22 protein-coding genes and 1 other RNA gene are annotated in these 23,498 nt (G+C 58.2%); 12 read left to right on the plus strand and 11 right to left on the minus strand.

All coding sequences use genetic code 11. The features are described from left to right. Nucleotides 1-137 precede the first annotated feature (137 nt). A complete protein-coding gene (locus JAO82_RS04660; RefSeq protein WP_198685169.1) occupies nucleotides 138-1,592 on the plus strand; it encodes a Do family serine endopeptidase in 1,455 nt (484 codons plus the stop codon). Nucleotides 1,593-1,682: 90 nt separating this feature from the next. Here the strand turns inward: JAO82_RS04660 and JAO82_RS04665 are convergent, their stop codons facing one another. From JAO82_RS04665 to ssrA, 3 genes are all read right to left on the minus strand, one after another. Continuing rightward, nucleotides 1,683-2,150: a PAS domain-containing protein gene (locus JAO82_RS04665; protein ID WP_198685170.1), complete on the minus strand. Its 468-nt coding sequence runs from the start codon at nucleotides 2,148-2,150 to the stop codon at nucleotides 1,683-1,685. A gap of 221 nt (nucleotides 2,151-2,371) precedes the next feature. After that, nucleotides 2,372-3,466 carry a flagellar motor switch protein FliG gene (locus JAO82_RS04670; RefSeq protein ID WP_332872483.1) on the minus strand — a complete coding sequence of 365 codons (1,095 nt, stop codon included), beginning with the start codon at nucleotides 3,464-3,466 and terminating at the stop codon, nucleotides 2,372-2,374. A gap of 144 nt (nucleotides 3,467-3,610) precedes the next feature. Then, nucleotides 3,611-3,958: a transfer-messenger RNA gene (ssrA, locus tag JAO82_RS04675) on the minus strand. A gap of 197 nt (nucleotides 3,959-4,155) precedes the next feature. Here ssrA and JAO82_RS04680 point away from each other — a divergent pair. The 11 genes from JAO82_RS04680 to JAO82_RS04730 all read left to right on the plus strand — a co-directional run bounded on the left by JAO82_RS04680 (nucleotide 4,156) and on the right by JAO82_RS04730 (nucleotide 16,808). Then, the gene (locus JAO82_RS04680) at nucleotides 4,156-5,154 is read left to right on the plus strand and encodes an MDR family oxidoreductase (protein ID WP_198685171.1); all 999 of its coding nucleotides are present in this window, start codon (nucleotides 4,156-4,158) and stop codon (nucleotides 5,152-5,154) included. A 195-nt stretch (nucleotides 5,155-5,349) separates the two neighbouring features. Next, nucleotides 5,350-5,769: a universal stress protein gene (locus JAO82_RS04685; RefSeq protein ID WP_198685172.1), complete on the plus strand. Its 420-nt coding sequence runs from the start codon at nucleotides 5,350-5,352 to the stop codon at nucleotides 5,767-5,769. A gap of 54 nt (nucleotides 5,770-5,823) precedes the next feature. After that, on the plus strand, nucleotides 5,824-7,482 hold the full coding sequence (locus JAO82_RS04690) for a BCCT family transporter (RefSeq protein WP_198685173.1): 1,659 nt from the start codon (nucleotides 5,824-5,826) through the stop codon (nucleotides 7,480-7,482). An 83-nt stretch (nucleotides 7,483-7,565) separates the two neighbouring features. Beyond that, entirely contained in the window at nucleotides 7,566-8,990 is a 1,425-nt protein-coding gene (locus JAO82_RS04695) for a cryptochrome/photolyase family protein (RefSeq protein WP_198685174.1), read from the plus strand. Nucleotides 8,991-9,159: 169 nt separating this feature from the next. Further along, on the plus strand, nucleotides 9,160-10,281 hold the full coding sequence (locus JAO82_RS14420) for an NUDIX domain-containing protein (RefSeq protein WP_198685175.1): 1,122 nt from the start codon (nucleotides 9,160-9,162) through the stop codon (nucleotides 10,279-10,281). A 52-nt stretch (nucleotides 10,282-10,333) separates the two neighbouring features. Beyond that, nucleotides 10,334-11,368: a cysteine synthase A gene (locus JAO82_RS04705; RefSeq protein WP_198685176.1), complete on the plus strand. Its 1,035-nt coding sequence runs from the start codon at nucleotides 10,334-10,336 to the stop codon at nucleotides 11,366-11,368. After that, entirely contained in the window at nucleotides 11,365-13,695 is a 2,331-nt protein-coding gene (locus JAO82_RS04710) for a DUF3772 domain-containing protein (protein ID WP_198685177.1), read from the plus strand. The genes JAO82_RS04705 and JAO82_RS04710 overlap by 4 nt, the downstream gene beginning before the upstream one ends. 237 nt (nucleotides 13,696-13,932) lie before the next feature. Next, nucleotides 13,933-14,343 carry a curli assembly protein CsgF gene (locus JAO82_RS04715; protein WP_232897219.1) on the plus strand — a complete coding sequence of 137 codons (411 nt, stop codon included), beginning with the start codon at nucleotides 13,933-13,935 and terminating at the stop codon, nucleotides 14,341-14,343. Then, on the plus strand, nucleotides 14,340-15,131 hold the full coding sequence (locus JAO82_RS04720) for a CsgG/HfaB family protein (protein ID WP_198685179.1): 792 nt from the start codon (nucleotides 14,340-14,342) through the stop codon (nucleotides 15,129-15,131). The genes JAO82_RS04715 and JAO82_RS04720 overlap by 4 nt, the downstream gene beginning before the upstream one ends. A 116-nt stretch (nucleotides 15,132-15,247) precedes the next feature. After that, the gene (locus JAO82_RS04725; RefSeq protein WP_198685180.1) at nucleotides 15,248-15,928 is read left to right on the plus strand and encodes a hypothetical protein; all 681 of its coding nucleotides are present in this window, start codon (nucleotides 15,248-15,250) and stop codon (nucleotides 15,926-15,928) included. A 94-nt stretch (nucleotides 15,929-16,022) separates the two neighbouring features. Beyond that, nucleotides 16,023-16,808, plus strand: a complete 786-nt coding sequence (locus JAO82_RS04730; RefSeq protein ID WP_198685181.1) for a hypothetical protein — start codon at nucleotides 16,023-16,025, stop codon at nucleotides 16,806-16,808. A gap of 126 nt (nucleotides 16,809-16,934) precedes the next feature. Here JAO82_RS04730 and cutA read toward each other — a convergent pair whose 3' ends face one another. The 8 genes from cutA to JAO82_RS04770 all read right to left on the minus strand — a co-directional run bounded on the left by cutA (nucleotide 16,935) and on the right by JAO82_RS04770 (nucleotide 23,449). Continuing rightward, nucleotides 16,935-17,243, minus strand: a complete 309-nt coding sequence (cutA, locus tag JAO82_RS04735; protein WP_232897220.1) for a divalent-cation tolerance protein CutA — start codon at nucleotides 17,241-17,243, stop codon at nucleotides 16,935-16,937. 138 nt (nucleotides 17,244-17,381) lie between these two features. Beyond that, nucleotides 17,382-17,927, minus strand: a complete 546-nt coding sequence (locus JAO82_RS04740; RefSeq protein ID WP_198685182.1) for a hypothetical protein — start codon at nucleotides 17,925-17,927, stop codon at nucleotides 17,382-17,384. A gap of 268 nt (nucleotides 17,928-18,195) precedes the next feature. Further along, nucleotides 18,196-18,819: a LysE family translocator gene (locus tag JAO82_RS04745; RefSeq protein WP_198685183.1), complete on the minus strand. Its 624-nt coding sequence runs from the start codon at nucleotides 18,817-18,819 to the stop codon at nucleotides 18,196-18,198. A 195-nt stretch (nucleotides 18,820-19,014) separates the two neighbouring features. Then, entirely contained in the window at nucleotides 19,015-19,794 is a 780-nt protein-coding gene (locus JAO82_RS04750; RefSeq protein ID WP_232897221.1) for an ion channel, read from the minus strand. Continuing rightward, nucleotides 19,716-20,108, minus strand: coding sequence for a hypothetical protein (locus JAO82_RS04755; RefSeq protein WP_198685185.1), 393 nt, complete (start codon nucleotides 20,106-20,108; stop codon nucleotides 19,716-19,718). Before JAO82_RS04755 ends, JAO82_RS04750 begins: the two co-directional genes overlap by 79 nt. A 229-nt stretch (nucleotides 20,109-20,337) precedes the next feature. Next, entirely contained in the window at nucleotides 20,338-21,609 is a 1,272-nt protein-coding gene (gene arsJ / locus JAO82_RS04760; protein ID WP_198685186.1) for an organoarsenical effux MFS transporter ArsJ, read from the minus strand. Beyond that, nucleotides 21,606-22,604 carry an ArsJ-associated glyceraldehyde-3-phosphate dehydrogenase gene (locus JAO82_RS04765; RefSeq protein WP_198685187.1) on the minus strand — a complete coding sequence of 333 codons (999 nt, stop codon included), beginning with the start codon at nucleotides 22,602-22,604 and terminating at the stop codon, nucleotides 21,606-21,608. The genes arsJ and JAO82_RS04765 overlap by 4 nt, the downstream gene beginning before the upstream one ends. Then, entirely contained in the window at nucleotides 22,601-23,449 is an 849-nt protein-coding gene (locus JAO82_RS04770; protein ID WP_198685188.1) for an arsenate reductase/protein-tyrosine-phosphatase family protein, read from the minus strand. The genes JAO82_RS04765 and JAO82_RS04770 overlap by 4 nt, the downstream gene beginning before the upstream one ends. Nucleotides 23,450-23,498 lie beyond the last annotated feature (49 nt).

Raw genomic sequence — 23,498 nt, forward strand, 5'->3', positions numbered from 1 at the left:
GGCTTGATGCTTTGCAATATCTCTTCCCCATGCCAGATTGACGCCTACATAATAGCACAATCCGATTGATGATCTGCCAGCCGGATCGTGATCACCGTTTAGCTATAGGAGGAGATGCCAAAGTGTATTCACAGGCAATGACCTTAAAGAACCAAGAGACGCGCAGCGCGCGGATGCAGCCGCGGATGATCTGGCTCGCCGCGCTGACGCTGCTATTTGTTCTGGCCCAAACCGTTCTCGCGCAGGCTAAACCGGAAAGTTTGGCGCCCTTGGCCGAGAAGGTCAGCCCCGCCGTGGTCAACATTACCACGTCGACCATGGTAGAGCGTGGCACTGCGCCCAGAGGTATCGTTCCAGAAGGATCGCCTTTCGAAGATTTCTTTCGCGAATTTCAGGACCGCCACGCTCCGGACAGCCGCCCCCGCCGGTCCACTGCGTTGGGGTCTGGATTCGTGATCTCCGAGGATGGGTTCGTTGTCACCAACAACCACGTGATCGATCAGGCCGATGAAATCACGGTCGAGTTCTTTTCGGGCAACGAGCTGCGCGCAAAGGTGATCGGAACCGATCCGAATACGGATATCGCGCTTTTGAAAGTCGAAACCGATGAGCCGCTGCCTTTCGTGAGCTTTAGCGATAGTGATACGGCGCGTGTGGGCGATTGGGTGTTGGCCATGGGCAACCCGCTGGGGCAGGGATTCTCTGCTTCGGTGGGGATTGTTTCGGCCCGAAATCGGGCGCTCTCGGGCACCTATGACGATTACATCCAGACCGATGCGGCGATCAATCGCGGCAATTCCGGCGGACCGTTGTTCAACATGGATGGTGGCGTCGTCGGTGTGAACACAGCGATTCTGTCGCCCAGCGGAGGCTCGATCGGGATCGGGTTTTCCATGGCGTCGAATGTGGTGTCGCGCGTTGTCGACCAGCTCAAGGAATTCGGCGAAACCCGGCGCGGATGGCTGGGTGTGCGGATTCAGGATGTAACCGATGATGTGGCCGAAGCCATGGGTCTGAAGACCGCTGCGGGCGCGTTGATTACCGATGTTCCGGAAGGTCCGGCAGCCGAAGCGGGTCTGAAAGCCGGTGATGTCATCGTCAATTTTGATGGTGCAGATGTCACCGATACACGTGCGTTGGTGCGTCAGGTGGGTAATAGCGCGATCGGAAAATCTGTGCGTGTGACGGTCTGGCGTGACGGAGAAACCAAAACGTTCAAAGTGACATTGGGCCGGCGCGAAGAGGGTGAAGCAGCGGTTCCGGCAGCAATGCAAGGAGAAAGCAGCTCGGAAAAAGGCGAAGTTCTTGGGCTGTCCCTGACCGGGCTTACCGACGATATGCGGGCCGAACTGGGCGTGGGCGAGACTGTCGACGGTCTGGTTGTGCTGTCGGTCGACGAATCCAGTGAAGCCTTCGAGAAGGGGTTGCGCGCTGGTGATGTAATTACCGAGGCCGGCCAGCAGAAGATTAAGTCGCTGAGCGATCTGAAAACGCGAATTGAGGACGCGAAAGAGGCCGGGCGCAAATCGCTGCTTCTGTTGGTGCGCCGTGGTGTTGATCCGCGGTTTGTAGCGCTGTCGATTAGCGAATAACGGCCGGTGAAACCGAAAAAATCTGGAGCCAGCGTCAAATGGGCGCTGGCTCTCTTTCTGCGGATCGCTCGATCCTGTGAGCCACAGACTTTACGGCGCGCTTTCAGCAGCTTGCCGCAGTTTCGCAACTTCTGATCTCAGCTTCTTCCGGGCTTCGAAATCCGCGGTGACATCGCGCATGATAGCGGCGATTGCCGTGAGTTCACCGTCAGAATCCATCAACGGTAGGATCGAGAACTGGACCGAGATACGCCGCCCATCCTTGCGGATCGCTGGCACCGACAGAAGGTCGCCGGCGCCGTATTTTGTTTGGCCGGACTTCATCGTATGTTCGTAGCCCTGCCAATGCCGCGCCCGAAGATTTTCCGGAACTATGATGTCAAGCGACCGCCCTAGTGCTTCGCTTTCGGTAAAGCCGAAAATTCGTTCCGCCCCTGAATTCCAGAAGCATATCAGCCCATCAGCATCCGAAACGACCAGTGCATCGGGCAAACGGTGCAATAATGCGCCGGCCAAATCAGCTTCGAAAACAGGCGAACTACTTAGGGTCTTGTCCACAGAATGTTCCTTCGTCCTTGCTTGAGCTTTCTGCCAGACGCGTTTGGCGTGACGCGAGGGGAACTGCAGCCGCTTCAACATAAAAACCAAAAGAGACATTGTAAATGCCAATTAGGGAAAGCTCCGTCGGGCAGGCCTTTACAGACGTCCTGCGGGTCACCGCGGGAACAAGGCAGGTAAACGGCGACATCTATGCCAAAATGACCGCACCGACGGGCAATTTATTCGGGGGTTAGGCCTTCATCCTCGGACACCGATAGCTCGATTTCGCCAACCTTCTGCAATTGACGTATCGTCGCGGTGACGGCGGTCATTGCGATTTCAGCGTCCCGCGGATCTATGCGACCCTTGTCGCGGATTTCGTCGCGGAGAGAGTTTGCAAGACGATTTGGCATATTATCGAGCAAATACGTTGCTGCTGCTTCGGTCTGATGGTCTTGTGCAGCACCAGCGAGCGCGGTCACCAACTGCGCCTGCTCTACGGCGCGAACCACCTTTGGTACGTCGCGCGCAGGGATGCGCGACGGAATATGGACGAACGTAAAGATCGCGCGGCGCACAACCTGTGCAAAATCGGCATCGGTTTCGTCGAGCCCGATCAACATGTCGTCACGGGTCGCCGCCGGGGATTGATTAAGGATCTCGCCAACCCGTTCGCCAGCGTCATGCTCAAAAGCAAGGGGCGGCTTTAAGTCCAGTTGGCTGGCCAGCGACAGGCCGATGCGGTCGACCGCTGCGGGGGTTACCGCGCCGGTTTGCGAGATTGCATAAGTAATCCGCCGCGCCAGCGGGCCGGGCAGGGTGCCAAGCAATTCGGCCGCCTTGCCGGTTTCCAGCTTGGAAAGCAGGACGGCAGCGACCTCGATGCTTTCGCTCTCGGCCATTGCTTTAAGATCTTTCACTGGTCGGGTTCGTAACCGTGTCCATGGGTCGCCCGCCTGCCGCACGCCAGCCTCTCTGCGCAGACGATCGGCAGTCTGGGCGCTGATCTGGCCATCCAGCGCTGTCAGGGCCTCTGCCAGACCGTGAGGGAAGGCCAAGCCGACACTGTCCAGCGCGTCGGCAAATTCAAGGATTACGGAGGCCAGCGTGACCCGATCCACAAGCCCCATTTGCCCCATCTGCTGGGTCAGGCGCATCTGGAGATCTTCGGGCAGTTCCTCCAGTGGCAGATCGGCCCCTTCGTTCAGAAGCAAACGCACGACGATAGCCGCTTTTTCAGTGGCATCCAACGCGCGCGGCACCTGTCTTTCTGGCGTGCTTTCGGGCCGCATCTCAGTTAGCGGCACCTGTTTCATGGCGGTCTCGTCCTGCATCGCTATGCCTCATCCTCCCAATTCATCAAGGGATTGGCAGCAGCTTAGACAGGTAGATATAAAAAAACCCTTAGCCACCTCTGGCGCAAGGGTCGCGACAGCCAATTTGACTGCAGACGATCGGATATGGCGTAAGGACTAGAAAGTGCAGGCTTCTGTTGCCAGGTGCCTGCGAACCCCGCCTTACGCGGCTAGGCGCAAGGGCTTAAGTTTCGGTCTGGTTACTGCTTACGCAGCAACGGCAACCGGAGCACGATTGTCATTTGCAATTGTACTTTTTTCGCCGATAACGGTGGCAGACCGCCGAGACAAAGCAAACCCCTTTAGACGTTCGTCGATCCTGTTTCGGCCCCATGTCCGCCAAATGAACGGTATTTGGTGGAGCCGCCGGGTACCGCCCCCGGGTCCGATCCGCTTATTACGAGCGCGTTTATGTCCATAGTCCCGAAGGACAATTCGAATATAGGACAGGTATCTTCGCATTTGAAGGGGTATCTTCCCAGAAGCGCGGAAATTCTTCGGCTATGCCGGATAACGCAGAAATCGCTGCATGTCTGCGTCAAGCCGATTTCTATTTGCGGGGCATTTGCTAAGCTTACCATGAAAAATGCGGCGCCGAATCGGATTGGCACGCCGTCGAAGGCTACTCTGCTGCAACGGATATAGTCCATTTTAAACCAGGAGGTTGCATGACAAAGTTCAACGCTTTGGTCGTCGACAAAGACGATGATGGTAGAACCAGTGCCGCTGTTAAGAAAATCACTCTTGCCGATCTGCCCAAGGCGGACGTGACCGTGGCGGTTGAGTATTCCACGATCAACTACAAGGACGGGCTGTGCATCGGGTCCGGCGGCGGTCTTGTACGCAGCTATCCGCACGTTCCGGGTATCGATTTTGCCGGAACCGTCGAGGCGTCGGAAGACGCGCGTTACAAGCCCGGTGACAAGGTGGTGCTGACCGGCTGGCGGGTGGGTGAGGCGCATTGGGGCGGCTATGCCCAAAAGGCGCGGGTGCGCGCCGACTGGCTGGTACCGTTGCCCGACGGGCTGAACACACGGCAGGCGATGGCGGTGGGCACGGCCGGGCTGACGGCAATGCTGGCAGTCATGGCCTTGGAGGATCAGGGGCTGAAACCCGGCCAAGGGCCGGTTCTGGTGACTGGGGCGGCAGGCGGCGTCGGATCTGTCGCGACCGCGATTCTGGCGCATTTGGGCCATGAGGTAGCGGCGGTGACCGGACGTCCGGATACCGGCGACTATTTGCGCTCGCTTGGGGCGAGCCGCCTTGTGCCGCGTCAGGACTTGATCGAGGTGACGCGCAAGCCGCTGGAAGCCGAAACATGGGCAGGATGCATCGATGCGGTGGCCGGCTCCATGCTGGGGCGGGTGCTGAAGCAAATGAAATACGGTAGTTCGGTTGCAGCTATCGGTCTTGCCGGAGGCGCAGCCCTCGAAGGTGCATTGATCACGCCTTTTATCCTGCGCGGGGTTAATCTTTTGGGAATCGATTCCGTCATGCAGCCCTATGAAAATCGCCGGCGCGCTTGGGATCGCATTGCCTCGGACCTCCCTCTGGACCGGTTGGAGACAATGGTGAGGACGGTCAAGCTTGAGGATTTGCCTGCTTTGGGGGCGGATATTCTGAAAGGGCAGGTCAAGGGCCGGATTGTCGTTGATGTTAACGCTTGAACGGCGCTCTGGCCCCATTGGAGCCAGGCGGTGACACCGATATTTATCTGCCATTTGTCGAGTCAACATCGAAATAATGGCTAAAGGGTTTTGTTCATGCGTCTTTTCGCGCTAGGGTTTGAGGCAGAGCCAATGCCCAATGGGCAATAAGCCCGCAGGACAACCCGCAGGACAAACAGGACAAGGAGACAAAGCGTGTTTACCAAAATTATGGTGCCCGTCGATCTCCCGCATGCCGCGCGACTTGAACGTGCGTTGCAAGTGGCCGCAGATCTCGCCGGGCTTTATCAGGCTGAAGTCTGTTATGTCGCGGTCACTGCGTCCACACCTGGGCCGAAGGGGCGCAACCCTGAAGAGTTTGCCAAAAGTCTTGAGAGTTTCGCCAGTTCTCAGGGGGCAACTCATGGGCACCGCAGCAGTTCTCGCGCGATGGTCAGCACGGATCCCAGTATCGACATGGACGACACGCTGCTGAAAGCCTGTAAGGAAACCGGCGCTGATCTTGTGGTGATGGCCAGTCACGTGCCGAATGTTGCCGATACGCTGTTTCCCTCGCATGGGGGCAAAATCGCCCGAAAGGCTGGGGTGTCCGTAATGGTCGTGCGCGAGGGCTGACTTGACCTGATGAGCCGGCAAGCCTGGGACGACAATATAAAAAGGGGTGAATTAATGACCGAAGAAACCGCAAGCCAGGGCATACCCGAACCCGAGGGCGAAGCCGCCGTCATAGAAACCGATTACGATGTCGGTCAGGATAATGTCGAAGGTTCGGTCGGGCCCTTTGGCTTTGATATTCACAACCCCGTTTTTATGATTTCCGGCCTCACCGTCGCCGGCTTCGTGTTCTATACACTGGCGTTCCATTCCCAGTCCGAGGTGATATTCTCATGGTTGTTCGACGTAGTAACCAAGGGGTTTGACTGGTTCTTTATTGGGGTGGCCAATATATTTGTGCTGTTCTGCCTGTTCCTCATCGTCTCGCCATGGGGGAAGGTGCGTCTGGGCGGGTCCGACGCAACACCCGATTATACATATATGGGCTGGTTCTCGATGCTGTTTGCCGCCGGGATGGGGATCGGGCTGATGTTTTTTGGCGTCTCCGAACCCATGACGCATTTCTCGTCCGCATTCGGCGGGGTGGAAATGGGCGAGGACGGCCTGCGCAGTGATTGGTCACCACTGGGCGGAGCGGCAGGAAATCAGTACGAGGCCATGCGCCTTGGCATGGCGGCGACGATCTTTCACTGGGGTCTGCACCCTTGGGCGATTTATGCTGTGGTGGCTTTAGCGTTGGCATTGTTCAGCTATAACAAGGGCTTGCCGCTGACTATTCGGAGTGCTTTTTATCCGCTTCTGGGAGAGCGCGTCTGGGGTTGGTGGGGCCATGTCATCGACACGCTGGCGGTGTTCGCTACGCTATTTGGGTTGGCAACGTCGTTGGGGTTCGGCGCAACACAGGCAAGTGCGGGCCTAAACGAATTGTTCGGTTTCCCTGTCGGGGCGGCGACCGAAGTCGTGCTGATCACCGGGATCACCGCCATTGCTCTGGTTTCGGTGCTGCGGGGCCTTGACGGCGGGGTCAAGGTGCTGTCGGAAATCAACATGGCGTTGGCCTTTTTGCTGCTATTCTTCGTGCTGCTCGTGGGACCGACGCTGGCCTTGCTCAAAGGGTTCGTCGAGAGCATGGGGGCGTATTTCCAGTATCTTCCGGCCCTGTCCAACCCGGTGGGGCGCGCTGACACCAACTTCATGCAGGGTTGGACCTCATTCTATTGGGCCTGGTGGATCAGTTGGTCGCCATTTGTCGGCATGTTTATTGCCCGTGTCAGCCGCGGCCGCACAGTGCGCGAGTTTCTGATCTGTGTCTTGCTGATCCCGTCGCTGGTCTGTGTTTTGTGGATGAGCATCTTTGGCGGCACCGCGATCAGCCAGGTGATCAATGACGGCTATACGGTCGCGCAGGACGCGGCGCTGGAACTGCAACTGTTCAAGATGCTGGATATCATGCCCTTGGCGTCAATGACATCACTGGTAGGGATCGTTCTGGTGATGGTGTTTTTCATCACCTCATCCGATTCCGGCAGCCTTGTGATCGATACAATTACCGCAGGCGGGAAAGTCGATGCTCCGGTGTCACAACGGGTGTTCTGGTGTGTGCTGGAAGGGGCGGTTGCGATCGTACTGTTGCTGGGCGGCGGCCTTGGGGCGTTGCAGGCAATGGTGCTCTCGACGGGGCTGCCATTCGCGCTGGTGCTGTTGCTGATGTGCTGGGCAATCTTGCGCGGCTTGATGAACGAGCGCCGACAGTTAAAGGCCACTGAGATCTAGCCGAGCAACAAGGCGCATGCGGGTTTTTGGCCCGCTTGCGCCATCGGTTCGCAACCGGTCGGAAACATGGACAAAACTCGGCGATGAACGGTCGAAAAACACCGGTGATCCTGTGGTTCAGGCGCGATTTGCGCCTGTCCGACCATCCGGCACTGCGGGCCGCCTGTGCGCTTGGTGGACCGATCATCCCGGTTTTTGTTCTCGATGACACATTCAAGACCCTAGGGGCCGCCCCGAAATGGCGGCTGGGGCTTGGGCTTGAGCATTTCGCGCAGGTACTGGCCAAAAAGGGCAGTCGCCTGATCCTGCGGCGCGGCGCGGCGTTGGACGTGCTGCGGAGCCTGATTGATGAGACCGGTGCCGATGCGATCTATTGGTCGCGGCTCTATGATCCCGGTAGTGTTGCGCGCGACAGCGCAGTCAAGGCGGCGTTAAAGCAGCAAGGGATCGCGGCACGCAGTTTCGGCGGCCACCTGCTGTTCGAACCGGGGAGCGTTCAGACCCAATCCGGCACGCATTACAAGGTGTACACACCGTTCTGGAATGCGGTCAAAACCTGCGATGTCGAGCAACCGTTGGCCGCGCCCGAAGCCGTGCCTGCGCCTGATAAATGGCCTGACAGCGATGATTTGGCCGATTGGCAGATGGGGGCTGGCATGGATCGTGGAGCGGCCATCATGCGCCCGCATGTGCAACTGGGTGAAGCTGCGGCGCTGGCGCGGTTGGATTACTTCCTTAGCGATATCGTCGCGGGCTATGGCGAGAGCCGCAATTATCCCGCTCAGGACGGGACGTCGCAGCTTTCTGAGAACCTCGCGCTGGGTGAAATCAGCCCGCACCGTTGCTGGCACGCCGCCGCGCGGGCCCGGCATGAGGGGGCGCAGGGAGCGCAAATCTGGCAAAAAGAACTGGTCTGGCGCGAATTCGCCTATCACTTGATGCACCATACGCCGCGCCTGCTGAGTGAGAACTGGAAAGCCGATTGGGATACGTTCCCTTGGAATACCGATAAACGGCTGGCCCCGGTCAAGGCGTGGCAACAGGGACGCACCGGCATGGCTTTTGTCGACGCCGCCATGCGCGAGATGTATGTCACTGGCCGCATGCACAATCGGGGTCGGATGATTGCCGCAAGCTATCTGACCAAACATCTGCTGTGCCATTGGAAAATCGGATTGGACTGGTTTGCTGACTGCCTGATCGACTGGGACCCGGCGAACAACGCCTTGGGCTGGCAATGGTCCGCCGGGACCGGGCCGGATGCGACCCCTTATTTCCGCGTGTTCAATCCTGAAACGCAACGCGTCAAATTCGATCCCGAGCGCGTCTATGTGAAGACGTGGATTGCCGAAGAGCAGGCAGACCCGCCACAAACCGCGCTGGATTACTACCGTGCCATCCCGCGCCATTGGCCAATGCACCCGCAGGATACTTATCCCGAACCGATCGTGGGGGCCAAAGACGGGCGCGGGGCGGCTTTACGCGCCTACGAAGACCGGGATTTCTGAGTGTCTTCCGAATGATGACTTGCATGGGTGATGTCGTTACGGTTTGACTGCGGCAATTTATTGTTCAAATGGTTCATGTTGCGGCGCTGGAGATCGGCACGTTCTGGCGGAACTGGCAAGACAATACCTCAAGCCCCGATGGCGCTGACGGACGAAAAGGGAACTATCTGTGGGTGACATTTTTCTATACGGCACCATGCGCCACTTGGCCCTGTTGGAATTGGTTCTGGATCGCCCCCGCGCTAGCATTGACTTAATCGACGCCGAGCTGCCCAACCATGCAATATATAGGGGGGGTGAACTCGCGTCGCCCGTTCTCAGCGAAGAAGCCGGACAGCGGGCACGGGGCTTGCTTTTGCGCAACCTCAGCGCTGACGATCTAGCACGGCTGCGGTTTTATTACAGCGTGTACCAGCATGAACCGAGCACTCTCGCGGTGGAAACGGATAGCGGCCAGCGCGTGGGGGCCGATATTTTCCGCGCCGCACCAGATAACTGCCAGATGGATGAGCCCTGGTCTCTGGATGATTGGCTGCGCGACTGGGGCGACCTGACCCTTCGGGTGGCGGAGGAGATCATGGGCCAATTTGGCAGGCTTGACGCGGGCGAGGTGGCGGCTCTGGTTCCTCCCATGCGCCGCCGTGCCGATTCCTATTTGGCGGCGCAATACCGTGAATTCGCATCCGATCAGGCTGTTGCGCGCAATGTCGAGGTGATTTCTGAAAGTCAGCCCTATACAGGGTTTCTGGCAATTCAGAAAAAAGATCTCAGGTTCCGTCGCCATGATGGCACGATGAGCGAGGTTCACACCCGCGAGGCGCTTATGACATCGCGGGCGGTGGTGGTGCTGCCTTACGATCCCGTCCGCGACGCGGTGTTGCTGATTCAGCAGTTCCGCGCGCCGCTATACATCAACGGCGATCCGGCGCCCTGGGTCTGGGAGCCGGTGGCGGGCCAGATCGACCCCGGCGAAAGCCCGCAAACCACCGCCCATCGAGAGGCGATGGAGGAGGCCGGGGTGACCCTGCGTGCGCTCGAACCGGCGGGGCAGGTCTATTCCAGCACCGGCAGTTCCACCGAGTTCGTGTATCTGTTCATTGGTCTGGCTGATTTGTCCGTGCGCCCCGAAGGCGGCGGTCTTGACTGTGAAGGTGAGGATATCCTGACCCGCATCCTGTCCTTTGAAGAATTGATCGCAGGGGTCGACGCACAACACTTCTGTGACTTGCCATTGGTTACCACCGCGCTCTGGCTGGCGCGCCATCGTGATCGATTGCGTCAGATCGCTTGAGATTGCGCGTACAGGCAGCTACATCGGAATCGAATAGCAGATAGAGGGTATCATGCACATCGCGCGCGATTTGGCCGAGGCCGTAGGGAATACACCGTTGATCCGGCTGCGCCGTGTCAGCGAGGAAACCGGATGTGAAATTCTGGGCAAGGCCGAATTTATGAATCCCGGCCAATCGGTGAAGGACCGTGCGGCGCTTTACATCATCCGCGACGCGGTGGCGCGCGGCGAATTGCGGCCCGGTGGCACCATTGTCGAGGGCACGGCCGGTAATACCGGTATCGGATTGGCGCTGGTCGGGGCGTCGATGGGTTTCAAGACGGTGATCGTGATTCCCGAGACCCAGAGCCAGGAAAAGAAGGACATGCTGCGCCTTGCCGGGGCCGAATTGGTCCAGGTGCCCGCAGCCCCTTACCGGAACCCCAACAACTACGTGCGTTATTCGGAACGGCTGGCAAAAGAACTGGCGAAAACCGAACCCAATGGTGCCATCTGGGCCAATCAGTTCGACAACACCGCCAACCGGCGGGCCCATGCCGAGACCACCGGCCCCGAGATCTGGGAGCAGACCGGCGGAGAGGTCCACGGCTTTACCGCTGCCGTTGGCTCGGGTGGTACTTTGGCGGGCGTCGCTGACGCGCTGCAATCCAAGGGCGTCAAGATCGCGCTGTCCGATCCGATGGGCGCGGCGCTGTATTCCTTTTACACGAGTGGCAAACTGGAAAGCCAAGGCGACTCGATCACCGAAGGTATCGGGCAGGGGCGCATCACCGAGAATCTCAAGGGTTTCACGCCCGATTTCGCCTATCAGATCCCGGACGAAGAGGCGCTGCCCTATGTCTTTGATCTGCTGCACGAAGAGGGGCTGGTGCTTGGCGGCTCGTCTGGCGTCAATGTCGCCGGTGCGGTGCGTCTGGCGCGTGACCTGGGACCGGGCCACACCATCGTGACCATCCTGTGCGATTACGGCACACGCTATCAGTCGAAACTGTTCAACCGCGATTTCTTGGCCAGCAAGGGGCTTCCGGTGCCCGATTGGATGGACAAGGCCCCTGCAAGCATCCCGGGCGTATTCGAGGACGTATGAAACAGGCGGTCCGGCTGCTGCGTCTGTTCGCTGCGCTGGTCTGTCTCTCGTTCGCGAGCGTCGCGGCCGCGCAGGGCAACGGAATAGACAGTGACGCGCAACGGCAATGGTTGGCTTTGGCCGAGCGTGCGGAAACGCTGATCGACGATGTTGACGCATCGGATGCGACGCTGGAAGCGATGCGCAGCGACCTGACGGAATACCGCGAAACCTTCGTCTCGACGCGCGACCAGAATTCGTCACGGATTGACACGCTGCAATCGCAACTGGAGGCGCTTGGTCCGAAACCCGAAGACCGGGAAGAGGCCCGGGACATTGCCGAACTGCGCCAGCGGTTGACCACGCAACTGGACCAACTGCGGGTGCCGCGCATTGTTGCGGAGGAATCCTATAACCGCGCCGACGGGCTGATTGCCGAGATCGACCGCACCTTGCGCGAACGCCAGACCGCGCAAATGGTGGCGCGGGGGCCGATTCCGCTGAACCCGACCTATTGGCCAGTGGCCTTGAACGATGTGCGTCAGTTCGCCGGGGCAATCGCGACCGAAGTGCGCAGTGCATGGAATGCGCGGCCGGTACGGCAAAACCTCAGCAATCGCCTGCCGCTGATCGGGCTTTTGGGTGTGGTCGGCCTGATCCTTTTAGCGCGCGGGCGGGCGTGGTCGAAGCGTTTTGGCAACTACATGCGCCAGTTCGGTGGCAAGGGAACCGGCGTTTGGCGTTTTGTGGTTTCGCTGGCGCGGGTTCTGTTGCCGCTCCTCGGGATAGTCGCGCTTACGCAGGCGGCATTGCTTTCGGGATTGTTCGGCTTTCGCGGCACGCTTTTGCTGGAGCGTATCCCCGCTTGGGGTGCCGTCCTGCTGGTGTTCCGCTGGCTCAGCGACCAGATCTATATTGGCAATGACGACGACCAATTGCTGCCGGTCGATCCTGAAAATCGCTCGCAAACGCGGCTATTGATCGATCTTCTGGCGCTGATGTTGGTGCTTGCCGGTATGATTCAGCTGCTCAATGAGGTCGAGAACATCACCGCCGCATCGCTTGCCGTTCTGAACTTTCCGGTGATCGTGATCACAGCGCTGATTATGTTGCGTTTCCAGATGGTGGCGTTTTTCTCGACCGCGGCGACCGATGACGACATCGACGCGGCGGTGCCGGAACTGGGCAAGGTCGTGCGTTTCGCGCGGCGCATGGTTTTTCTGCTGGCCGTCATCGCGCCGGTATTGGCGGCGCTGGGATATATCAAGGCAGCCTCGGCGCTGGTGTTTCCGGTCGTCCTGACCTTTGCACTGATCACCTCGGCGCTGGTCGTTCATCGCTTTCTGGTCGATGTTTATGCGTGGCTGAGCCGTCGTGGTGAAGGCGCGCGCGACAGTCTCGCCGCCGTTTTGATCGGGTTTTTGCTGACACTGGCAGCGGTGCCAATACTGGCGCTGATTTGGGGGGCACGCATCTCGGATCTGACCGAGATCTGGACCAAGTTTATCACCGGATTCCAGATCGGCGAAGCCTATATCTCGCCCACCAATTTCCTGATCTTCGTCGTCGTTTTCATCATTGGATATGTGCTGACCCAATTGATCAAAGGCGGTTTACGCGGCAACATTCTGCCCAAGACGGCGCTGGATCCGGGTGCGCAGAACGCCATCGTTGCCGGGACCGGCTATATCGGGGTGTTCCTTGCCGCGCTGGTTGCCATCACCCTTGCCGGTTTCGATCTGTCCTCGCTTGCCATTGTCGCTGGCGCACTGTCGGTCGGCATTGGCTTCGGTCTGCAAACCATCGTGTCGAATTTTGTCAGTGGTATCATCCTACTTATCGAACGCCCGATCTCCAAGGGCGACTGGATCGAGGTTGGCGGGCTGATGGGCTATGTCCGGGATATCTCGGTGCGCTCAACGACGATCGAGACTTTTGACCGCTCGGACGTGATCGTGCCGAATTCGGATCTGATCAGCGGCACGGTGACCAATTACACCCGTGGCAACACGGTGGGGCGGGTGATCATCCCCGTCAACGTTGTATTTGGCAGCGACACAAGGCAGGTGGAAAAGATCTTGCTGGAGATCGCCAACACGCATCCGATGGTATTGGCCAATCCCGGCCCCACAGTGCTGTTGGTGAGTTTTGAGAATGGGGCACTGCATTTTGAAATTCGAGCGATCCTGCGGGATGTGAATTGGATCATGAGCGCCAAGTCCGACATGAATCACGAGATTGCGGAGCGGTTTGCCCAAGCCGGGATCGAGACAGCGCGGCCCCAGCGTGATCTGTGGATGCGTGATCCCGGACCCTTGCCCGCGCCCGAAAGTCAATCTGGCTCATAATGGCTTGACCTTGCGCCAGAGCTCTGTTTTCAGTGGGATTGGTCGGATCTTTCCTACTGCCTGACCGTCACGGTGTGATCAATTAAGAGTTGCCTGATCAATCGCTCAGGCGCCACGATCCGCCGAATGTTTTTTCAATGGTATTTTTTGCTTTACGCTGGATGAATCCAAGCCCTTGTGGAGGCGGGAGGTACTACGATTTTTAAGCGCAGGTTATTGAGATATGCGGCTTTAAACATGGTGATCAGCGGCTTTTTGGCCCCCCCAGTGACTGCTGAGTTGACCTATGCGCCGAAGCTGCCGCAGTTTGGCGGGCATAATGCGCAGGCATTTAACATCCTGACCTATGAAAAGCAGCGTGAGGATGCCGAGAAAGCCAAGATCGCAGCGGCACGGGCGGCCGCCGAACGTGAGGCGAACCGGAAGGTTGTGACCAATACCGACCGATTGGTGGCCTCGATCACGAACTATTTGAATGTGGAAATCGCGCGGCGGTTCTCGACCGAAGTGCTGAGTGGCAGCGCACCAAGCGGCAGTATCACTGTTGGTGACGTGACGATCGAATATGTCCGTTTGGACGGCATCGTGAATCTGGTCATCAATGACGAAAATGGGTCAACCACAATTGAGCTGCCGGTCGTCCAATGATTCAAAAAAACAAGTTCGCGGCGCTGCTGGCGGCGCTGCTGGCGGCGCTGCTCCTTGCGGGCTGTTCTCCGGTGCCTGAGTTGCAGACCGTGCCGCCAATGGTCGATCAGCAATCGGTGTTTGAAACGCTTGCCTCCTCGCCGCCACCCAAAAGCGACCCGGTCGTGGTTGGGGTCTATAATTTTCATGACCAATCCGGCCAGCGGCTGGTCAGCAGTCGCCCGGTGTCAGAAATGTCGACGGCGCTGCCGCAGGGTTTATCGTCGATTCTGGTTCAGGAACTGCAGCGCGCCGCCGAGGGCAAGCTGTACCGCGTGGTTGAACGCGAGCATGTCGATGCGGTGCTGGCCGAGCGGCGCATTGTCATTGCCTCGCTGCCCGAGGAGCAGGCCAGCCAGCTTTCGCCGCTGCTGCTGCCGGGGATCATTCTGACCGGCGGTGCGGTGTCTTATGATCGCAGCGTGTCTCAAAATCTGCGCGGGCTTGGGCTCAAATCCATCAACGGCGTGAAAGAGGTGGTGACCGATCAGGTTGGGGTGATCCTGCGTGCGGTGTCGGTGAAAACCGGCGAGGTTCTGGTTTCGGTGCATGCCCGCAAAGCCGTGACCAGCGCCCGCAGCGGGATCTCGGGGCTGCATATTCTGGGCAACGATATTCTGGCATTCGAGGCCGGCGGGGCGGTGAACGAGCCGGTGTCGCTGGCGGTGCGGCTGGCGATTGCCGCGGCGGTGCTGGAGCTAACCGAAGAAGGGTTTAAAAAAGGCTGGTGGACGAAAAAATCAGCATAACAGACATCGCCCATACTGCCGGTGACAGGTCTTGGACCGAGCCGAAACTTGGCGCGATACCCAAGCGTTTTTCTGACTAAGGTCAGGGCGCGTAACTTTTAAAACAGGAAGAGAATATGAAATTTCTGAAAACCTTGGCAATCGGCGCAACGGTCGCTCTGACCGGCAGCGTGGCCTTTGCGAATGACATCAATTTTAAACAAAGTGCCGGTTCAATTACGAACCTGACATTCACCCAGTCGGGTACGGGGAACTTGATTAGTGAGGCTGGGGTGAGCGCAGCGGCTCCAGCAACAGTCACCGGTTCGCTCGATACGCTGAACATTGTTCAGGGCGGAAGTAGCAACACCGCGAGCCTCGACATCACGGGAACCGGAGTTGGCGACAAAGTCTCGATTGATATGCAGGGCAGCGACAACATACTCACCGCGAAAGTCGCAAATACGGCCTCGCAGATTGATATCGAAAGCTCTGCCAGCAACCTCACACTTGACCTTGAGCAAACCGGTCTTGAAGGTGGCCAAAATAACAAACACACCATCCTTGCTAATATTAGCAAGACCGGTACCGATGTTGCTACAGTAACGCTGAAGCAACTGGGAGAAACCAATACTATTAAATTGGGTGACCGGACTGGAGCGCAGGACGCTTTTGAGGGCGGCCTGACGCTGGAGGGAGGCACTGGTGACGGTGGTGTCAGCATCACCCAATATGGCAACGCCACCTATGAAGCATCGCACACCGTAACTGCAGGCGGCACCGTGACCGTCACGCAGGGTGAAGCCCCTGCCATCTAAAGTTCGTGAACAAATCAAGGGGGCGGCGCGCGGCGCTGCCCCCAAAGCGCCCGTCCGGGCTTTGTCCGGGCGGGTAGTTTTTGACGGGGCCGCCATGTTTCTACCTTTCCATCGGGCTCTGCCGCTGCTTTGTCTCGCCCTTTGCTTCGCCAGCGCCGGCCAGGCCAACGAGATTCGCTTTGATCAAAGCAACCCGACGATCCTGCACCTCAACATCACCCAAATCGGAAACGACCATTCGGTGCATGGGTTTGACCCGAACAGCGGCAAGGCTGACCGCGCGTCCGGGGCCAGCCTCACGGGCAATTTCGGCACCGTCACACTGCGCCAAGATACTGCCGAAAGCAGCGCAATCGCCCTGCGCGTTGAGGTCGATGGGTGGAAACCCAGTGACATTGACATCGATCTCTCCGGGAGAGGCGGGCACAGCGTTTCACTAGACGCCAAGGCGGCGAGGCTCGAATCCTTGATCACGCTGGAGGGCAAAGGCGAAAAATCTGTCGACTTGACTGTCGCCGCCACCGGAAAGGCAGTGACGCATGATATCACCCTGAGAGGAAAGGCGATGACGCTGACCGCTTGGCAGGGGGCTGCGGCTGGTCTGGTGGTTGATCTGAAGGCGAAGGGTCCGGGGGCGTCAACTGTCATCACCCAAAGTGGCGAAAATAGCACTGCAAATATTTCGGGGACACTCCATTCGAATGCAACGCTGGAGTTTAACCAGACCGGCAGCAACGCGGATATCAACCTTGCTGTGACGCTGAAGCCCGACTCAAAGCTCATCTACAATCAGCAAGCCGATAACGGTGCCACGGTCAGTCCGATATCGGTGAAGTTGACCCATGACGAGGTCGTCACGATGACCCATACCGCGTTCTAGAAACACGTTACGGCGGAACCACCGCAAGCGCCGGGCTGCAGGACTTACCACCATGTCGAAACCCTGCTTGCGCTCTGCCCAGAGCGTGCTGCGTTTAAGTGGATTCAGGGTCGCGATTGAAGCGCATTATTTGGGGCCGGATGAATTCTCCGCGATCCACCGTAAATAGCTCTCGCTGCCTTGCGTGATCGGCAGCGAGAAAATGGCCGGCTCATCATAGCTATGCAGGCTGGCAATCAGTTTTTCGACCTGATCATAGGAGGCCCCGGCGGTTTTCAAGAAGACGCGATATTCGGCCGCGTTCTGCACCGCGTCATTCCAGAAAAACACGCTTTCGATTTCGTCGATATGGGCGCATGCGGCGAGCCCCTGCTCGACACAAGCCGATGCGATCTTGCGCGCCTCTTCCCGTGACGCGACGGTAGTTCCAACCATGATGGCCAAATTCAATCCCTCCCTCCGTTGTGTTTTCGCCAGACTATCGTGCTTCACGGTTAGCGATCCTATGCGTGAGGCAGAAGATCTTGCGCCCAAGCAATACGAGTGCTTATCAGCATGACCTCACCGATGACGTTATTCCGGGTTTACAAGCGCTGTGCCAAAGGTGCCTTCCACAGGCAGGCAATTATCGGTGTCAGCCTCGGCGAAAAAACTTTCCTTCCGGCACAGCAGAGCCGAAAAGCTGCCATCGGTCACGGATTCTCCGGCGTCCAGCGCCAGCGCATCAAGCGTTACTTTTGTTTCGGTACCGCTGTTTTCGCTATGGTAGAAGGCATTATTCATGCCCTCGGGCCACCACGAAACTGATGCATCCATCACCGCGCCAGTGGCATCGTTGCCCATGACCGAGAACTCGACCGTCAATACATTGTGCATGAAATTATCCGCGGTGAGATCATGGCCCTGAATTGAGACTGCCGACATCGGGCCGAAGGACCGGAAACTGGCTGTTCCCGTGCCCTTGGCCGACTTGAGCGTTGCACCAGCGTAGGAGGTACCATCAATGCTGGCGTCGATTTTGCCGATGGGCGTCCCCGTCGACTGAGAGATCGCCGGCTGGGCCAGCCCGATAACAAGTCCGAGTGTCGACAGGCTAAGAGAATAATGTTTCACCGGCATGTTTGTATCCCTGTGTCAATTGATGCTGCTATTGTTTAGGAGGTGAAAAGCGTCTTGTTAAGTGTTGATGCGGCGAATGTTCGCAGGCCTTTTTAAGCTAAGCGCCTACCGGTCAACGGGTGCTCAGATGGACTGGGGTTCACCTGCTGGAGACCGTCGACAAGCGCTTCGGCAATTGCTGCGCGCCAGAGGGCGCACAACCGGCATGCCGCCCTGCCGCAGCCCGGCTTCGAGATCGAATGGCAAAGCCGATGCAATTGCACGTGGACTACCGCGAAGCGGTCGCGAGCGCGGTTCCCATCCCTACGAAGATGCCGCCAGTTGCCCGATTAAACCACCGCCCATATTGTGAAAGCCATGGCGAAATACGTTGAGCGAAGCTGGCAAGTACGAGCTCATAGGTAATTTCAACCATAACAAATGTGCCACCAAAAACGAACAGTTGCGTGGCAAACGAAGCATCAGCCACCATAAATTGGGGCAGGAAGGCAGCAAAAAACAGAACTCCTTTCGGGTTCGTTACAGCGACCAAGAATCCCTGCTGAAACATACGGATAGGGCAGGCATCCTGAGTGTCTATAGCCAGCGCTGCCCCTCTGAAATCAGGCGGCGGAGCCCGCCAGACACGGAGTCCCAGATAAATCAGATAGCCTGCGCCAACCCACTTAATCAGTGTAAAAGCTTGCTCCGATGCGGCCAGCAATGTCCCAAAACCCGCAAGGGAAATTGCAATCAGTACCAAGAAGCCAAATGCGCCACCGAATATTGTATAAACTGTAGGTCGAAATCCGAAGCAGGCTCCGTGGGTGATTGAAAGAAGCCCATTAGGACCGGGCGTAAGCGACAGACCAGAAGCCGCAACCAGATAGATTAGCCAAAGCTCAAGGGTCATATCGTTTCCTTAAAGAAGTCGGGACAAATATAACTTGCAGTTACGGGACTACCAGCATCAATTATCAAACGACAGCTTCGGCGGGACAGCCGCCATTCGATAAACAAATACGGGCCTGGGGCACAGCGTTTTCTGCGCGCCCATGTTGAGCCGTCGTCTGCAAGGACAGGCAATAATCTAAAAACGCTGGCGCGTTTATGTCCCAGAATTGCCCTCCGTCTCGATCTTCAACGGCTCGCCGCAATGCTTGCAGTGAATCGCATCCGGTTCGTGCCGGTTCAGGCCGCATTCCGGGCATTTGTACTTGATCTTCGAGGGCTGGAAAATGGCGCGCGCCAATTGCACGAAAAGCGCCACGCCCACGACCATAATGAACACGGATAACAGCTTTCCGCCGGGTGTCGTCATGGTGATGTCCCCAAAACCCGTCGTTGTAAGCGTCGCCACTGTGAAATAAAGCGCGTCAACATAGCCGGCGATGCCAGCCTCTCCATCGAAAGCCAGCACAAATACAAACGAGGTGGTCACGAAGACGAAGACAAACAGGTTGACCGCGGCAAGGATCGCGTCTTCGTGGCGGCGGAAAAACAGGCTCTCGCGCCGAAGGTCACGCAGCAGATGATAGGCGTGGATCAGCCGCAGCCCCCGCAGCACCCGGAGGAAGGCGAAGTTCTCGGTGATAAGCGGTGCCAGCAGCAGGGAGGCCACGACGACCAGATCCGCAATTGTGTAGATGCGCGTCAACTCCCGGCGCAGATTATGGGAGATCCAGAACCGGGCCGCGAGGTCCAAAACGATGAGCAGGCCGAGCCCAATGTTCAGCGCTGTCGTAACCGGCGTCGCGGGCAGCGCCGCGGTAACAATGAAATAGGCGATAGTCAGCGCATCGAAAACGATCAGCCCATAGCGAAACCGTCGGGCACGCAGGCTTTGACCGGTATAGAGCAACCTGATCGTTCGATGCAGTTCTTCCATCCGTGCACCATGCCACAGGTTTTCGCCCGGAACCATGTGTTGAAATCAGAGTATGTTTGCGGACAATCACGGCGCGCTTGTGTGGGGTCGCGCGGCATCTCCAGTTTCTTGCTGCTGCGGGTCAGCCGCTCGAGCACCTCTGGCGCGATATGATCTCGCCGCAACCGGCGGCTGAGGTTCGGTTCAGCCAAACCGACGACTTCGGCCTCGGACGTTGCGCTGTCTGGTTGATTTAAGGCGGTGCTCACCTGCGTGATCGCCTCCGGGCTCTTTAAAATGCGCCGGATCTTCTTCACGCTCGCATCCTCCATCATTTCGGCGGGCCGTGGTCATGGTGATGAGCATCGATTGGTTTCTGGTTGGCTGCGTCGCAAGTTGCCTAAAGGCAGGGACTGATGTCACTATTGCAGGCGAGAACCCGGCCCCACCGTTCCGCCTGCGCCAACCCCGCGCCATCGCCGACTGCCATATCGCGCTGGCATGCCGGGACTGGCACATAAGGTTTTGAGGCCTCAGGAAGCCGCTTACTCTGAAGCGGTTCGACTAGGTTTCTGCTTTCGGGTCGGGCTTTAGAAACCCAACCGCAATCGCCGAAAGCGCAACCATCGCCGCGGCAACGCCCAGCATGAAGGGCAGCCCACCGAATTGGTAGGTCAGACCAGACGCCAGCGTTCCTGCCAGGCGGCCTGTGGCGTTGGCCATGTAGTAGAACCCGACGTCCATCGTGACCCGCTCGGCTTGCGTGAAGGACAGGATGAGATAGGAGTGCAGCGACGAGTTCACGGCAAACACCGCCCCGAACACCAGAAGCCCTGCCACGAGGCTGAGGGTTAGCCATAAATGCGGTCCACCTGCCATAGCCGCCGCCACTGCTAAAAGGGCTGGCACCACAGCGAGCCCCCAGGCCCACCCGCGGGCCGAGGCGACCAGTTCCGGCTCTGGCCGCGCCTTTGCCCGCAAGATGCGCGGCGCATTGGCTTGCACGAGGCCGTAGAGGATGATCCAGAAAGCCATGAATGTGCCGATCAGGAAGAACGCGGTCCGGTTGCCTTCGCTCGTGCCGTCCGACAATACGGCGTAGAAATAGATAGGGATGCCGACGACAAACCAGACATCGCGCGCGCCGAACAGGAACACCCGTGCGGCGCTGAGCCGGTTCACGTTGGAAGATTTCGAAAACACTTCTGAGAACTTCGTGCCCTTGCGACCCTTGGGCAGACCCGGTGGCATGGCGATCAGTACAGCGAGCAATATCACCGCAAGAATGGCGGCCATTCCCAGAACGGCCCAGACGAAGCCCAAGGTTGCAAGCAATGCGGCCCCAAGCAGAAAGCCCAAGCCTTTTACAATATTTTTGGAGCCGGTCAGGAGCGCCACCCAGCGAAACAGCCCCCCGTGATCCGAAGGCGCGAGCAACTTAACCGCCGATTTGGATGACATCTTGGCGAGGTCCTTTGCCACGCCGCTCGCCCCCTGCACCAGCATGACATAGATAACCGACGCGCCCACCGCCCAGCCGGGATCAAGTTGTGCCAACGCGAGCAGCGCCAGAACCTGCAGGCCAAGGCCCGCATAAAGCGTTGACGTCAGGCCAAACCGGGCGGCAATCCAGCCGGCGCAGAGGTTGGTGACGACGCCCGCGATCTCGTAGAATACGAATAGATAGGCCAATTGCACCGGCGAGAACCCTAGCGTGTGAAAGTGCAGCAACACCAGCATGCGCAACGCGCCATCGGTCAACATAAAGGCCCAATAGGCCGCAGTCACCGCGATATAGGCCGACAGACCGTCGGGCCGGGCGGAGCTGTCGGTCACAAACTGTCCCCGACCATGCAGGCCACATCGACCAGCCTGTGGGCATAGCCCATTTCATTATCATACCAAGTGTAGATCTTCACCTGCGTGCCGTTGATGACCATTGTTGACGGCGCATCCACAATGCTGGAACGTTCATCATTGGTGTAATCGGCCGAGACCAGCGGGCGTTCTTCATACCCGAGAATACCCTTCAACGGACCCTCCGCCGCGGATTTGAACAAGGCGTTGACCTCCTCTGCTGTCGTCGCGCGCTCGACCTCGAACACGCAGTCCGTGAGCGAGGCGTTGAGCAAGGGCACGCGGACCGCATGGCCATTCAGGCGGCCTGTCAGTTCGGGATAAATCAGCGTGATCGCTGTGGCGCTGCCCGTCGTGGTCGGAATCAGAGAGTTCAGCGCCGAGCGGGCGCGGCGCAAGTCTTTTGCGGGACGGTCCACGATGGTCTGAGTATTGGTGACGTCATGGATCGTCGTGATCGAACCATGTTTGATTTTCAGACCCTCATGGATGACCTTGACCACCGGAGCGAGGCAGTTGGTCGTGCAACTGGCTGCGGTCACGATCCGATGGCGCTCTGGTTCATAGATGTCGTGATTGACGCCGTAAACGATATTGGCCGCATCGCCGTCCTTGACTGGCGCAGACACAACCACCTTCTTCACGCCCGCATCAAAGTAAGGCGCGATTTTCGCCTCGGTCTTGAAAACGCCGGTGCAGTCGATCACCACATCGACCCCCTCAAGCGGCAGGTCTGCGATGTCGCTTGTGCCAATGAAGGGTAGACGGGTTCCGCCAATTGTGACGCTGTCGGCATCGTGAGAGAAGTCGGCTTTCCAGCGACCATGGACCGTGTCAAACTCCAACAGATGCGCGTGCATCTCCGGGTCGCCAACAGCATCGTTGATCCAGGCGATTTCGGCCCCTCTCTCCAGCAGAGGTTTGAGAACGAGCTTGCCGATGCGGCCAAGGCCGTTGATTGCGTATACGGTCATTGAGATGGTCTTTCTTCATTTGATTGGCCGATCTCATCGATGGCCTTTTGCAAGGTGATACGGTCCAGTGAGCCAATTGGCAGAGTGGTAAACCCGATCATACGATAGCGGAGCACGGCATAGGTCTGATGGAAGGCGCGCCTTTTTTCTGCGTCAGACCCCTCAACCTTCACCGGATCAGGCAACCCCCAATGTGCGCTGAGAGGCTGACCGGGCCACGAGGGGCATTCTTCATTGGCCGCCTGATTGCAGACGGTGAAGACGAAATCGAAATCTGGGACATTCGCGCCTTGGAACTCAGCGATGTTCTTGGAGCGAAGGACGGATACATCATGCCCCTTTAATTCCAGCACCTCAAGCGCAAGCGAATTCAATGCCGAGCGAGGCGCGGTGCCGGCAGAATAGACCAAGAAGCGGTCGCCAGCGATGTCGCGCAGGATCGACTCCGCCATGATCGAACGTGCGGAATTACCGGTACAGATGAACAGGACGTTGTATTTACGGTCGGACATTGGGATATCTTCGGCAGGGGCGGGAGTGGCTTTTGGGGCGCAGATCTCGGGCCGTCCCCTGCAACAGTCGTGCAGGAGGTAATCAATGGTCTCACGGGCGGCATCCATGTCGATGGCATAGCGCAACGAGGTTCCGACCCGTTCTTGACTGACCAGACCGTCTTGCCTGAGCGCATTCACATAGGTGGACAGGGTATTTGGCTTAAGTCCAAGCGCCCGCGCCAGTTCGGTCGCCGGAACACGATCTGGATAGCGGCGCATCAAAAGCCGAAACAGAGCCAGCCGTTGCGGATGACCGAGCGTCGATAGGCGATTGGGAATCAGCGTTTCCATAATTCACGAATAACGGAATTAGATTGTGGTGCAAAGTGAAGCTTTTGTA

Origin of the sequence: Pontibaca salina (assembly GCF_016307205.1) — a bacterium.
Lineage (GTDB): Bacteria > Pseudomonadota > Alphaproteobacteria > Rhodobacterales > Rhodobacteraceae > Pontibaca > Pontibaca salina.